Raw genomic sequence first — 13367 nt, forward strand, 5'->3', positions numbered from 1 at the left:
ATCTTATATCTAATACTATGAAAAACACATTTATATAACACAACAAATTGGAATTTTGTTCATGCAGATGAGGATAACTTTAGCATAAAAAAATGGGTGGGTCATTTTATTCTGCATCCGGTTTGCACTATCTTTGCATCAAAATATGTAGAATATGGCCGAATATAAATTTGATGAAGATAGCGTTAAAGCGCTGATAGATTGGGCAAAGAGCACATCTTTCCCTCAAAGTGTAACATTGTCTGATGCTGAGAACATAGTGGATGTGAAACGTTTTGTGCAAGCTAACTTGAGTGATATAGATGCACATTATCCTGATGATTTTTATAATCCTGCCGTCACGCGGCTATATCGGCTGAAGGAATATATGGAAGAGAACGAATAAAGACTTGGCACTGATTATGCGGAAAGCCACGAAGCGATTAAGAAATCTGTGTTGTTCCGCATAATCAGTGCCAAACCTAATAAATCACCTGAGTTGTGACTCCATTATAGCTTTATCTTAAGTATCTTTCCTCCATATCCTTCGACGGCCACATTAGTAGCCTTATAGGGAAGCAGACTTATGTTTTCTTCTTTTCCGCTGAGCAGCTCCGTAGCTTTGTACTGGTCCATCTGCGGTATTTGCAGGAAGTCAAAAGCATGAGAAGGAATATTTATGGCAAGGTCTGCCGAGATATGGTCGAAGTTCACGACGAACAGCAGCAGGTCCCTCTCAAATTTGCGCAGGAATGTATATTGCTTATGTTCATTAAAGCGCCATCCGTTGACATTGGCATACATCAAATCGAAGAAAGCCCCCTGAGAGATGGCCTTTTCTTCATTGCAAAGAGTCAGTAGCCGTTTATAAATGCTGTATAGGTGTTTCTGGTCCTCCGTCAGCATCTTGCCGTCGAACTTGCCGCCATTGCGCCAACGGCGGATGGTATCTACACTCCAATAGTCAAAGATGGTTGTACGTCCGTCCCGGCCGCTGAAACCTTCACTATCCATGCCCAGCTCACCAAACTCCTGACCGAAATAAATCATCATCGGATTGGTGTTCATGCAGGCTGACACAATGAGTGCCGGAATCGCCTTGCGCGGATCACTGGCAAAAAAGTCGGAAGCGATACGTTGCTCGTCATGGTTTTCCAAAAAGTTCAGCATGCGTTTTTCTATACCTCCCAGACTTTGCCAAGAGCGGGTGATGGCAGTTGCCGATTCATACCCGCAAGTAACAGCCCGCAAGGTATCATAAAGTCCTACTTTGTCGTATAAATAATCAAACTTGCCACGGAACAAGTAATTCTTGTATTCTCCCGGATTATAGACTTCGGCTATAAACAGCAGGGAGGGATATTGCTCCTTTACCTGTGGGATTGCCCATTCCCAGAATTCTACGGGAACCATTTCGGCCATATCGCAACGGAAACCGTCTATATTCTTTCCCGCCCAGAACAGCATGATATCCAGCATCTTGGTCCATGTGTCGGGAATGGGGTCGAAATGGCAAGTTCCACCGTTCTGATAATCCACTCCATAATTCAACTTTATAGTTTCGTACCAATCGGTGATGTTTGGATAAGCGTCAAAACGGTTGTTTCCGGTAGCTTTTGCCGGAAACTCCCTATAAGGTTCGGCGGCTGCACCTTTCATGTCAAATTGGCCATGCAGTTCCGATTTCGGGATATAATAGAAGTTATTATATGGGCTGAACGCATAGTTGGTATCATCGTTTGAACCAGTTGTGAAGTGCCATCCGGCTGGGCATCCGAGTGATATTGACGGGCTACGTGGTTGGGAACAAAATCTATGATGACCTTCAGACCGCTACGGTGAGTGCGCTGCACCAGATTCTCAAACTCTTTCATACGCTCCGGTACGTCCTTGGCGAGATCCGGATCGACATCATAGTAGTCCTTGATGGCATAGGGAGATCCGGCTTTACCTTTCACAATGGCCGGATGGTCGGGTTGGATATTGTGACGGCGGTAGTCAGTTTGCGTAGCATGCTCGATGATGCCCGTGTACCATATATGTGTAGCGCCAAGTTTCTTGATTTCTCCCAACGCCTTGGCTGTAAAGTCAGCCATCTTGCCGCATCCGTTTTCGGTGATGCTGCCATTATTGATGCAGTGGTTATTGTTGTTTCCGAATAGTCGGGTGAACACTTGATAAATAATCAATTTGTTTTCGTCGTTCATTTCTTTGTTTTCTATGTTATAGAATGGTTATTTTATTCTTTCCAAATGCTGCCTTTGTCTATGAGCAGACGTTCCAATATATCATTGGTCGTATTATATCCCTGCATGAATATCTCCTCCGCCTTTTCCAACTCTGTATTGCTGTATCCCTCCAAGTTATAAGGTTCTATCAGCAAATCAGCCTTCTCGCGTTCAGGAAAAGAGTTGGAGCGGAACATAAAGTTATAGGAACGTAAGGCAATGCTCACAATGTTCATTTTATACTTGGTTGCCATCAGAGGGCTGACATTCACGGCTATCACTTTTTCGCATATACGGCGGAGGGTAGAGACCGGCAGGTTCATCAGCAGACCTCCGTCCACGTAATGGGTGCCGTCTATATTGACCGGGGCAAACAATACCGGCATGCAACACGAAGCTGCTACGCGTTCGGCGATGTCCCCTTTATGGAAATGTACCAGACGTCCGTGGTCCAGGTCAGTAGCCGTAATAATCAGAGGGATTTGCAGTTCTTCCAGTTTCTTGGATTTCAGGTTGCTTTTCAGGAAATCGATGAACTCTCCCAATTCAAACAATCCGACTTTGGGAATCACCAGTTTGGTCAAGTCCTGAAATTTGTGTCCGGCAAAGTAGTCAAGAACTTGATGCGGTTCATTGCCATCGGCGTAGAATACCCCGGCCAAGGCTCCGGCGCTGACTCCGGAAAGTATATTGGGCTTGATGTCATGTTCCAATAAAGATTGCATGGCACCCAAATGGGCAAAGCCTTTGATGAAACCGCCGCTCAAGGCAAAACCTATTGGATATTTTTTAGTGAACCAGTTGTTCGTTACTACCTCCATGTTGAAAATATGATATATTGTTCGGCACGAAATTAATGATTTTATTGTAGGGAGAAAGGAAAATAGCGGAAAAAAGTTCAAAGTATTAAGAGAAAAGTCTTCTCAGCTAGGGAAAAAGTTTTTATCAGTTAAGAAAAAACTTTGTTTATGGTTTGCGGATGTCTATCCCAAGCCTTGGGATAGACATCCGCAAACTGGGGATATGTATCCGCAGTGTGCGAACAAAGTTTTAGGATTAAGGGATACTGTTTGAGAATATACGTTTATTTCTTTGCGATTGCTTTCAGTAGTGCATATCCTCCAAACCACTGAATCAGCATGCCCGGAATGCCCATACGGAAATCTTGTACAGCCAGAAAGAAATTACCGCACAGTGCCCATTCAAAGGCCGTACCGATAATTTGATAGGAGAGGATTACACCCAGCAATGCCAATAAAGAGATGTTTTTGGCATAGCGTGCAGCAAGAGCGGCGGCTCCGGCCAGCAGACCGGACTTTATAAGTATGGCCGGCAACACGGCTGCAGCAGGCATGGCAAAAAGCAGATGATTGATGACCGGAGACAAGATAGCCGTCAGCAGACCTACCTTGAAACCATATTTATAAGCAGCTATCAGTGTGAAGAAATAGATAGGAAGCAGCGTCGGACCGCCTGCCGGGACCAGATGGCAGAGTTGCGGCAGGGCGATGTTTCCTGCCACGAACAGCAGGGCGAATAGATAGGTCTTTACATTGCCGAAAGACAAGGAATAAAGTTTTGCAGATGTTTCCATTTGTATAACATTAAGTATTAGTTGATAAATCTATCTTTATTATGACTGTTTAAAACTGAAAAAGTTTAATTAAATCTTCACCAATTCATATTCCATGGTTCCCAATCCGATTTTCTCGGCATGGCGCAATCCGGCAAGCCAGTCTGTGTCAGGGTGCATCAAGTGGAACTTGTCGTATCCGCACAGGTCATCGTGCTCATGTGCCGTGGCAAGGCGGTTGTTGCTGTGCAGTATCGGGGCTTGGATTACCATATCTGCACATGCCTTGTCCAATGCAACCGGGTCTGCCGAAGCCAGGATGCCGAGGTCGGGCACAATGGCGGCATCGTTGTGATTCCAGCAGTCGCATTCGGGAGATACATTCATGATGAAGCTGATGTGGAAATGGGGCTTGCCCATAACGACAGCCAAGGCATATTCAGCAATTTTGTAGTTCAGACGCTCGGAAGTATCTTCGGCTCCCATCACGGCACCGTCGTGCTGGCAGAGGGCTACGCACTGTCCGCAACCTACACATTTGGCGTAGTCTATTTCTGCCTTGCGACTGGCATTGAGGTGCACAGCGTCGTGTGCGCAATGCTTCACGCAGATGTTGCAGCCGATGCAGCTTGCTTCGTCAATCTTGGGCTGCGAGGCGCAATGCAGTTCCAGTTTTCCGCCTACGCTGGCACATCCCATGCCCAGATTCTTCAAGGCTCCGCCAAAACCGGCTTGTTCGTGTCCCTTGAAGTGGTTCATGCTGATTACAATATCGGCATCGGCTATCGCTGTACCGATTTTGGGTGCCGGACAATATTCCCCGTTCAGAGGGATTTCGCGGTAGTCCGTTCCCTTCAGTCCGTCGCCGATAATGACCTGGCACTGGGCCGAGATAGGATTAAAGCCATTCTCCATCGCACTTTGCAAGTGGTCTACGGCATTGGCACGACGACCGGAATACAGCGTGTTGCAGTCCGTCAAGAAAGGTTTGGCTCCCAGGCTGCGGAGCAGGGTTGCCATTCGAGCTGCATAATTGGGACGTAAGTATGCCAGGTTTCCGGGTTCGCCGAAATGGATTTTAATGGCAGCAAAGCTATCTTTCAAAGGAAGCTGCTCGATGCCTGCCCTTTTCAGCAAGCGTTCCATTTTATCCAAAAGATTGGATGTAGGGGAGGTACGCAAATCAGAGTAGTATACTTTTGCTTTTTCCATGTCTTTTTACCTATTTATTGTGATAGTATCTGCAAAAATAACGGATTATTTCCATATTAATAGGTATATGGCTAAAAAAAGTAGGGAAATCCCTTTTAACAAATAGGGGGATAATAAGAGGTCTATCCATGTTTCTGCCTACCTTTGTGGCAACTAAAAACTCGATAAGATGAAAACAATCAGACTAATTATTGCGGGACTGGTAATGACGATGGGATTCAGCAGTTGTTCCAGTTTGTTTTATGATGCTAAGGTAGATGTGTTGAACAGTATCCAAAAGGGGATGAGCAGGCAGGAGGTCACCAAGATATTGGGAACTCCAGAGTATCGCCGCTTCGACCGGGATATAGAAGAATGGGAATATTCCAGAGTGCTGTCCGGTAAAAGTAATATCAGCCGAACTCAGATTGTCGTGACTTTTGAAGGTGGGAGAGTCGTTGCAATGGACTCATTCTCCGGAGAGCCACGTACCTTGCCGGTTGTTCCCAGTGAAGTAGTGATTGATTCTCCAGCTCCGGTTTATGTCAGGGGGATGCACCCCGAAGACTTCCGGCATTTTTATGAAAAAGTGAAGTCCCGCCCTTTCAAGGATGATCAAATCGAAATGATGAGAACCGTTGCCCGAAACAACAGTCTGAACTGTGTGCAATGTGCCAGTTTGATGGCACTATATACTTTTGATGACGACAAGATGAAAGTCCTCAACATATTCGCTCCCAATATCGTAGACCCGGAAAACTACGAAGCGATTTTAGACGTCATTGATTCACTGTTCAAGAAAGACGATGCCAAGAAAATTCTGGGCATACGCTATTAAGAAGCAGGCTTGTCGAAACGCATTATAAAGGAAAGTGCCATAACGGACCGTTCCCGTGCCCTATATTCATGTCTTTCCCCCGGTTTATCGCAGTACCGATATACTCTTTAGCCTTGCAGACCGCTTCATCGAGTTTGCTGCCACCGGCAAGAAATGTAGCTATGGCAGAGGAAAGGGTACACCCCGTGCCGTGCAGGTTACGGCTTTCTATTTTGGGGTTGGAATAGAGGATGCATCCGGATGGCAGGACGTCAGTCCCGGCAGAAGGTTGCCGGCAATAAAGCACGTCGCACATGTCATTGCCTTCCAGATGTCCGCCTTTGACGAGAACAGCGGTGTTGTATCTGCAGGATAATTCCCGTGCCGCTTGCTGCATCTCCACAGTGCCGGCAATGGTTTGCCCCCAAAGCAGGCTTGCTTCATTCAGGTTGGGAGTAATGAGGGTGCATAGCGGAAACAGTTCCGTCTTAATGACTTGTATGGTTTCTTCGGTCATCAGCCGCCGTCCGCTGGTCGATATCATGACGGGGTCATAGACTATACACTCCGGAGCATAGGTCTGAAGACAATCGACAATGACGGTCACAATACCGGCATCATGTACCATACCTATCTTGACGGCATCCGGCCTTAAATCATCCATAACAGAGGTGATTTGTGCCTTAACCATATCCGCAGGTATCGGATAAACCGATTGTACTCCCAGTGTGTTTTGTGCAGTAACAGCCGTGATGACGGAAGCGGCATAACCTCCCAAAGCGGAAATGGTCTTTATGTCCGCTTGTATGCCTGCACCGCCCGAACAGTCGGAACCGGCAATGGAAAGGATAATAGGGGGAAGCATGAAATAATTAATAATTAAAAATTAAAGGGGGTGAGAGGAGAACTGTTTCAGGTGGAGAAAGTGGGGATGAAATCTTCCTTCGCTTGCTGCCAGATGTCTCCTAGCAGGACGGCACCTCCGAAACCTAAAGCGGCTATTTCCGGAAGATGTTCCAGACTGATGCCACCCAATGCCATCACCTTTGAGTCGATAATACCAGCTTGCTGTGCCTTCTTCAAGGTATCGCAGGAGTAAGCGGAAGAGTAGCCTTCTTTGGATATACTGTCATAAATGGGGCTGAGGAACACATAGTTACAATCTGATTTATGTTTCAACACTTCCTCGAGAGAGTGGCAGGAGCAACTGATGTGTCCCTTATATCCGGACGGTATCTGCGGATTGCGCCCGTTCAGATGAATTCCTTTCAGACCGAAAACGGATGCCAGCTGGAATTGCTCATGCGTGACAATGCGCGGCATATATTCCATCGGTAGCTGCTGCAGAAAATTCCCCATCTTCTCTGCCGAAGCTCCCGGCTTGCGCAAGTGGAGTATTTCCAAACCGTTTTGGAATAAGGAGGTAACTGCCGCTGCTTCTCCTTCAAAGAATTGCGGCGTGGTAATGACTATCAGCTTCATATCTTTATGGATGTTTGTCTATAATGAGAGAATATACGACTGCATGGTCCTTAAATCAATCGTCCATAGCTTTCCAGCCAAGGGTTCACCGTAGCCGCAAATCAGTTTCAACACTTCATTGGCTTCTACGCTACCCACAATGGCAGGGGTTACGCCGATAACCGATTTGTCCGGAGGTGGCATAAGCAGTGTCCCTTCTTCATCCGGATAGAGGTCACGGTAAGTCTTTGCACCTTCACCGTAGCAGAAGACGGACACTTGGCCTTCAAAGCCTTGGATGGCACCATAAACGTAGGGCTTGCCCCAAGCGTTGCATACGTCATTCAGCAAGTAGCGGGTAGCGAAGTTGTCGCATCCGTCTACCACTATATCGTAGCTTCTTACCAGTTCTCCGGCATTCTTCTTGTCCAGTCGGAAGGGGTATACTTCCACGTTTACATCGCTGTTCAAGCCCTGCACTCTACGGGCGCCACATAGAGGCTTGGGCTGTCCAAGGTCAGCTTCGGCATACAGAACCTGACGTTGAAGATTACTGATGCTGACCTGGTCATCGTCCACCAATCCCAGCGTTCCGACTCCTGCTCCCGCCAGATAGAGGGCAATGGGAGAACCCAATCCTCCCACACCGACTATCAGCACCTTGGCATTGCGCAGTTTCTCTTGTCCGGCTTCGCCTATTTCGGGAAGGGACGTTTGTCTGGCATATCGGTTCATTTGTTCATTATTATTGAGGTTCTGTATTCATCCGCTTATCTCTTGAATGCCTTCAAATCAAAACTTGCATCCCAATCTTTCCACACCGGTTCGCGCCCCAGGCGTTTCAATGCTTTGTCCACTTCCACAGCCTTGCGCTCGTCGCTGACATGAAACTGTTCCAGCGTTTGCGGATAGCTGTAATATCCTCCCGGCTCGGTCTTGCTCTCGGCGCTCATGGTTGTCACGCCAAGTGTTGCCATATGGTCGCGTATATCGGCAGGCTCGCGGGTGGAGTAGGAGATGTCCACATCGTGGTCGAAGATACGCATGGCAAAAGTGACTTGTGCCAGTTCGCGGTCGCTCATGATGACATTGGGCTGGAAGCCGCCGTTCTCCGAAGGACGCATACGGGGGAAGTTGACGCTGTATTTCGTCTGCCAATAATGCTTCTGGAGATAGCGCAGGTGATAAGCCATCATGGTGATGTCTGTCCGCCATTCCTTCTCCAGACCGATGAGCACTCCCATGCCGATGGAATGGACACCCGCCTGCCCCATACGGTCGAAACCGTTGACACGCCATTCAAACTTGGACTTCATGCCACGGGGGTGATAGATGTTGTAATTCGCTTTGTGATAGGTTTCCTGAAAACAAATCACACCGTTCATGCCGTGCTCTTTCAGCTCTGCATACTCTTCCGCCTTTAAGGGCATCACTTCTATTTTCAGATTGCTGAAGTAGGGTTTTGCCAGGTCCAGTGCGCGGGCTATGTAGGGCACGCCTGCTTTGGCCGGATTTTCTCCCGTCACCAACAGCAAATTCTCAAAAGGTGCCAGCTTCTTGATGGCCTTGTATTCGTTCACGATTTCTTCTTCCGTCAGTATGGTACGCGGCATGGGGTTGCTGATGTGGAAACCGCAATACACGCAAGAGTTGGTACAGGAATTCGTGATGTAAAGAGGCACGAACATGGAGATGGTCTTCCCGAACCGTGCCTCGGTGTATTTCTTGCTCAATCGTGCCATCGTCTCCAGATAGGGGGTGGCAGCGGGTGAGATGAGGGCCATGAAGTCCTCTACATTACAATGTTCTTTGGAGAGGGCACGGCGCACATCCGCATCTGTCTTTGCATGGATGCGTGCCGTGGTTTCCTCCCAGGATATATGTTCTAATTCGTCTGAAAACATAGTATTTTTTATCAATTCCCATTTATTTCTTTTTTAATTCTCTCGACAACCGCATTGCGCAGAAGTTTGGTCCGCACATCGTGCAATACTCCCCATCCACATGCTTCCCTGCATGGAAATAGCTGAACGCACGTTCCGGGTCGAGTGACAAGTCAAACTGGTCTTTCCAGCGGAATTCATAACGTGCTTTGCTCAGTGCATTGTCGCGCACTTGTGCTCCGGGATGCCCTTTTGCCAGGTCGGCGGCATGGGCGGCTATCTTATAGGTGATGACACCTACACGCACATCCTCCTTATCGGGCAGCGCCAGGTGCTCTTTGGGGGTGACATAACAGAGCATGGCCGTACCCAGCCAACCTATCTGTGCCGCGCCGATGGCAGACGTAATATGGTCGTAACCCGGTGCGATGTCCGTCACGATAGGACCAAGCGTATAGAAAGGCGCATCGTGGCATTTTTCTATCTGCCGCTCCATATTCTCCTTAATCTTGTGCATGGGCACGTGGCCGGGACCTTCGATGAAAGCCTGCACATTCTTGTCCCAAGCACGCAGCACAAGCTCGCCCATCGTGTCGAGTTCTGCAAACTGCGCTTCATCGTTGGCATCGTGCGTAGACCCCGGACGCAGTCCGTCTCCCAAAGAGATGGCCACATCATACTGTGCCAGAATGTCGCAAATGTCATCAAAGTGTTCGTAAAGGAAACTCTCGCGGTCGTGCACCAGGCACCATTTGCTCATGATGCTGCCGCCACGGCTCACGATGCCGCACAACCTTTTCTCGGCCAGATGCACATTATGGCGGCGTATACCGGCATGGATGGTGAAGTAGTCCACTCCCTGCTCGCATTGTTCAATCAGTGTGTCGCGGTAGATTTCCCAGGTGAGGTCCTCCACCTTTCCGTTCACTTTCTCCAATGCCTGGTAGATGGGGACAGTGCCTACCGGAACGGGACAGTTACGGATAATCCATTCGCGCGTTTCGTGGATATTCTCTCCGGTGGAGAGGTCCATCAGCGTGTCGCCGCCCCATTTACAGCTCCACAAAGCCTTTTCCACCTCTTCTTCAATGCCGGAGGTGGTGGCGGAGTTTCCGATATTGGTATTTATCTTCACCAGGAAGTTGTGGCCTATAATCATCGGCTCTGCTTCGGGATGGTTGATGTTGGCAGGAAGCAGGGCGCGTCCGGCGGCAATCTCCTGGCGTACAAATTCCGGTGTGATGTGTGTCTCTATTCCCAGCTCCGCGCAGTTCATGTTCTCGCGAATCGCCACATACTCCATTTCAGGCGTGATGATGCCTTGCTTGGCATAGTACATCTGTGTGCAGCATTTTCCTTGAAGGGCGCGGTAGGGCAGGGTGATGTGCTCAAAGCGCAGAGAATCGAGTGACTTGTCATCGCGGCGCATGCGCCCGTACTCCGACGTTATTTCGGGAAGCTGCTCCACATCGCCGCGTTTTAGTATCCACGGTTCGCGCAGGCGGGGCAGCCCTTTCTTTAAGTCCACTTCAATGGCAGGGTCGCTGAACGGTCCGCTGGTATCATACACATACACTTCCGGATTCGGAGTAATCACCTTTTCTCCATCTATGAAGTTCGTACTGGGCACTTGTTCCACTTTGCGCATAGCTACGCGCAACTCCGGAAACAAGGTACCCGGCAAATATACTTTCTCGGAACGGGGGAATTTTATCTTCTGGTTCATTGCATTGTCAGTTTTATAGGTTTAAGAATGCCGTCAGCGGTGAGCTGGCTTCCGCAACAAAATTATCGGCTTGTGCGCCCAGACCTGCTTCGTATGCCATGCGTCCTGCCTCTACAGCCTGCTTGAACGCTACCGCCATGGCCACGGGGTCGCCCGCCACTGCAATGGCAGTATTCACCAGGCAAGCCGACGCGCCCATTTCCATAGCTTCTGCCGCATGGTCGGGGCACCTATACCGGCATCCACCACTACGGGGATATTGGCTTGCTCAATGATTATTCTCAGGAAATCCCTTGTCTGCAGTCCTTTGTTTGTGCCGATAGGAGCACCCAGCGGCATGACGGTGGCGGCACCGGCTTCTTCCAGCCTCTTGCACAGTGTGGGGTCGGCCTGGCAATAGGGCAGTACCACAAATCCCAACTTGACCAGTTCCTCCGTGGCTTTCAGCGTCTCCACAGAATCCGGCAACAGATAGCGGGGGTCGGGGTGTATCTCCAGTTTCAGCCAGTTGGTGCCAAAAGCCTCACGCGCCATCTGTGCGGCAAAAACAGCTTCTTCGGCATTGCGCACGCCGGAAGTGTTGGGCAGAAGCTGGATGCCGGGATGCTGTATGTGTACCAGCATGTCATCCTCCTTATTATCCAGTTCGATGCGTTTCATGGCCACCGTCACCATTTCTGTACCGGATGCCAGGATAGACTGTTCCATCACTTCGTCGGAATGGAACTTTCCGGTACCTAAAAACAGACGGGAGTTGAACTCGCGTCCTGCAATCACTAATTTTTCCATGTCAGTCGTCATATATTAATTTTTCGTTCTTTATTTTTTCCCTGCTTCTTCATTCTTTATTAAAGAAATGATTCTCCGCATCTCATCTGCCGGACTATCGGCATGCAGCACCGTGCCGGATAGGGCAATTCCGCTGACTCCGGTCTGCATAATGGCGGGAATGTCTGCGATAGTAATTCCTCCGATGGCAACCATGGGCAGGCATACGTTCTCCTCCCGCATCCGGTTGACGATGGCGGCATAGCTTCCAGCCTAATATCGGGCTTAGGTTCTTCTTGGTGGTGGTGTAGCGGAAAGGGCCGCAGCCTATGTAGTCGGCACCGGCTTTGTAGTGTTGCTGCACATCTTCAAAGGTGTTTGCCGTGCCGCCTATGATATACTCGTCACCCAAAATCCGGCGTGCTTCGGCTATGGGCATGTCTTTCTTGCCCAGATGCACGCCGTCGGCATGCAACTTCTTTACCAGTTCCACATGGTCGTCAATGATGAAGGTGGCACCGTATTGCCGGCAAAGGGCTTGCACTTCTAAGGCTACGGGTTCTATCGTTTCCACCAGGGTGTCTTTCATGCGCAGTTGCACCCAGCGGCAACCGCCCTCAAGAGCCATGTGTGCAGCATCCAGATACGAATACCGCTCCGTATAATGCGTGATGAACTGCATGTCTCCGTTTTTCAGTCTCTCGTTCTTCATCTTCCTCACCCTCCGCAAGCTGCTTTGATAATGATGATGGACATGTATTCCCTCAGGGCGCATTTTGTCCATTCCGTGCGAAGTACAATATGGTTGTCTACGGCCACGGCAATGCCTTGCACCGGTAGGGCAAGTTCCTCGATAAGTTGTGAAAGGGTAGTGGCGCCGGTTTTCACTTCCTTGTTGTTGACCAATACTTTCATTTTTCTGTTCATTAAGAAATAAAACAAATGGAAGTAAATACAAAGAAGTATCCTTACGGCAAGTTCAGTGAAGAAAAAAATATCCAATTCCTACGGCAGTACTAACTGCATCAGGTTCGAGGGTATAATCTCAGCCCGTCGGGGCACCCCTTTGTCTTTACGGCAACAAAGGTAAGGGAAAATCGGAAATAAAAAACAAAAGGACGTACTTTTTATTTCAGTGATTACTTTTTGTTTACTCGCGCCCCTTTGTGGCATGTATCTTTTTCAGCGTATTCCGAACAGTGGTTCTGACTCCCGTTGAATAAAAATCAAGCTCTGTATTTTCCAATATCAGTTGCAATTCCTGCAGCAGTTCCGGCTCCTTCCTGCAAAGCAGATAGGCTATTCTGATGGAAAGGGCTTGCACTCCTATGCTTTCTTGCGGAGACAACATGTGGTTCAGGCAGTAATTCAGCAAATCGACGGAGATTGGAGTAGGGATGGGAATATTATACAGTATAGATAATAGGAGGCGTTTGGAACCGTCGTGCGTGCAGTCTATCAGCCGTTGAATGATTTCATCGTACAGTAGGATAAACCAGCCGGGATGGATTTCGCTCAATTTCTCGCATACCCATATTGCCCGCCATGATACTGTCTGTTTTTCATCGTATGTCAATCGGTATATATCTTCGAAATGCTCGGGACAGAGGCATACCTCTTGTACCAGAGAGTCTATCGATAACTTATGAATAGGTACTGCCAGGGCATTTCTGAACTCCGTAATCTTTTCCATATATCCCATTTTGTTGTGAGTGGCAAATATAAAGGAAATGGTTTACTA

The 13367-nt window shown here is 48.5% G+C and carries 12 protein-coding genes, 3 pseudogenes and 1 riboswitch; of the genes and pseudogenes, 2 read left to right on the forward strand and 13 right to left on the reverse strand.

The window, feature by feature from the left end:
- Positions 1 to 154 precede the first annotated feature (154 nt).
- Complete coding sequence (locus tag JCM16496_RS15110) at positions 155 to 385, forward strand: DUF6965 family protein (RefSeq protein ID WP_025835326.1); 231 nt, start codon at positions 155 to 157, stop codon at positions 383 to 385.
- Between the two features lie 104 nt (positions 386 to 489).
- Here JCM16496_RS15110 and JCM16496_RS15115 read toward each other — a convergent pair.
- The 4 genes and pseudogenes from JCM16496_RS15115 to JCM16496_RS15130 all read right to left on the reverse strand — a co-directional run bounded on the left by JCM16496_RS15115 (position 490) and on the right by JCM16496_RS15130 (position 4992).
- Positions 490 to 2186 (reverse strand): annotated as a pseudogene (locus JCM16496_RS15115) (alpha-amylase family protein).
- A 32-nt stretch (positions 2187 to 2218) separates the two neighbouring features.
- Positions 2219 to 3028 carry a patatin-like phospholipase family protein gene (locus JCM16496_RS15120; RefSeq protein ID WP_025835328.1) on the reverse strand — a complete coding sequence of 270 codons (810 nt, stop codon included), beginning with the start codon at positions 3026 to 3028 and terminating at the stop codon, positions 2219 to 2221.
- 263 nt (positions 3029 to 3291) lie between these two features.
- Positions 3292 to 3801 carry a hypothetical protein gene (locus JCM16496_RS15125; protein ID WP_025835329.1) on the reverse strand — a complete coding sequence of 170 codons (510 nt, stop codon included), beginning with the start codon at positions 3799 to 3801 and terminating at the stop codon, positions 3292 to 3294.
- Between the two features lie 69 nt (positions 3802 to 3870).
- Entirely contained in the window at positions 3871 to 4992 is a 1122-nt protein-coding gene (locus tag JCM16496_RS15130) for a DUF362 domain-containing protein (RefSeq protein WP_025835330.1), read from the reverse strand.
- A gap of 169 nt (positions 4993 to 5161) precedes the next feature.
- Here JCM16496_RS15130 and JCM16496_RS15135 point away from each other — a divergent pair, with 169 nt between their 5' ends.
- A complete protein-coding gene (locus tag JCM16496_RS15135) occupies positions 5162 to 5809 on the forward strand; it encodes a DUF4476 domain-containing protein (protein WP_005825555.1) in 648 nt (215 codons plus the stop codon).
- A 22-nt stretch (positions 5810 to 5831) separates the two neighbouring features.
- Here JCM16496_RS15135 and thiD read toward each other — a convergent pair whose 3' ends face one another.
- The 9 genes and pseudogenes from thiD to JCM16496_RS15180 form a co-directional block, all read right to left on the reverse strand.
- Positions 5832 to 6653, reverse strand: coding sequence for a bifunctional hydroxymethylpyrimidine kinase/phosphomethylpyrimidine kinase (gene thiD / locus JCM16496_RS15140; RefSeq protein ID WP_025835334.1), 822 nt, complete (start codon positions 6651 to 6653; stop codon positions 5832 to 5834).
- Positions 6654 to 6700: 47 nt separating this feature from the next.
- Positions 6701 to 7270: a thiamine phosphate synthase gene (locus JCM16496_RS15145; RefSeq protein WP_128809643.1), complete on the reverse strand. Its 570-nt coding sequence runs from the start codon at positions 7268 to 7270 to the stop codon at positions 6701 to 6703.
- Positions 7271 to 7288: 18 nt separating this feature from the next.
- A complete protein-coding gene (locus tag JCM16496_RS15150) occupies positions 7289 to 7984 on the reverse strand; it encodes a HesA/MoeB/ThiF family protein (protein ID WP_025835335.1) in 696 nt (231 codons plus the stop codon).
- A gap of 35 nt (positions 7985 to 8019) precedes the next feature.
- Complete coding sequence (gene thiH, locus JCM16496_RS15155; protein ID WP_005837101.1) at positions 8020 to 9153, reverse strand: 2-iminoacetate synthase ThiH; 1134 nt, start codon at positions 9151 to 9153, stop codon at positions 8020 to 8022.
- A 22-nt stretch (positions 9154 to 9175) separates the two neighbouring features.
- Positions 9176 to 10858 carry a phosphomethylpyrimidine synthase ThiC gene (thiC, locus tag JCM16496_RS15160; protein ID WP_025835340.1) on the reverse strand — a complete coding sequence of 561 codons (1683 nt, stop codon included), beginning with the start codon at positions 10856 to 10858 and terminating at the stop codon, positions 9176 to 9178.
- 13 nt (positions 10859 to 10871) lie between these two features.
- A pseudogene (locus JCM16496_RS15165) lies at positions 10872 to 11647 on the reverse strand (thiazole synthase).
- A gap of 30 nt (positions 11648 to 11677) precedes the next feature.
- Positions 11678 to 12338 (reverse strand): annotated as a pseudogene (locus tag JCM16496_RS15170) (thiamine phosphate synthase).
- 5 nt (positions 12339 to 12343) lie between these two features.
- Positions 12344 to 12541 carry a sulfur carrier protein ThiS gene (gene thiS / locus JCM16496_RS15175; protein WP_025835343.1) on the reverse strand — a complete coding sequence of 66 codons (198 nt, stop codon included), beginning with the start codon at positions 12539 to 12541 and terminating at the stop codon, positions 12344 to 12346.
- Between the two features lie 70 nt (positions 12542 to 12611).
- Positions 12612 to 12702: riboswitch (TPP riboswitch) on the reverse strand.
- A 74-nt stretch (positions 12703 to 12776) separates the two neighbouring features.
- The gene (locus JCM16496_RS15180) at positions 12777 to 13319 is read right to left on the reverse strand and encodes a HEAT-like fold family protein (RefSeq protein ID WP_025835345.1); all 543 of its coding nucleotides are present in this window, start codon (positions 13317 to 13319) and stop codon (positions 12777 to 12779) included.
- Positions 13320 to 13367 lie beyond the last annotated feature (48 nt).

The sequence above is a fragment of the Bacteroides rodentium JCM 16496 genome (assembly GCF_000614125.1).
GTDB classification, from domain to species: domain Bacteria; phylum Bacteroidota; class Bacteroidia; order Bacteroidales; family Bacteroidaceae; genus Bacteroides; species Bacteroides rodentium.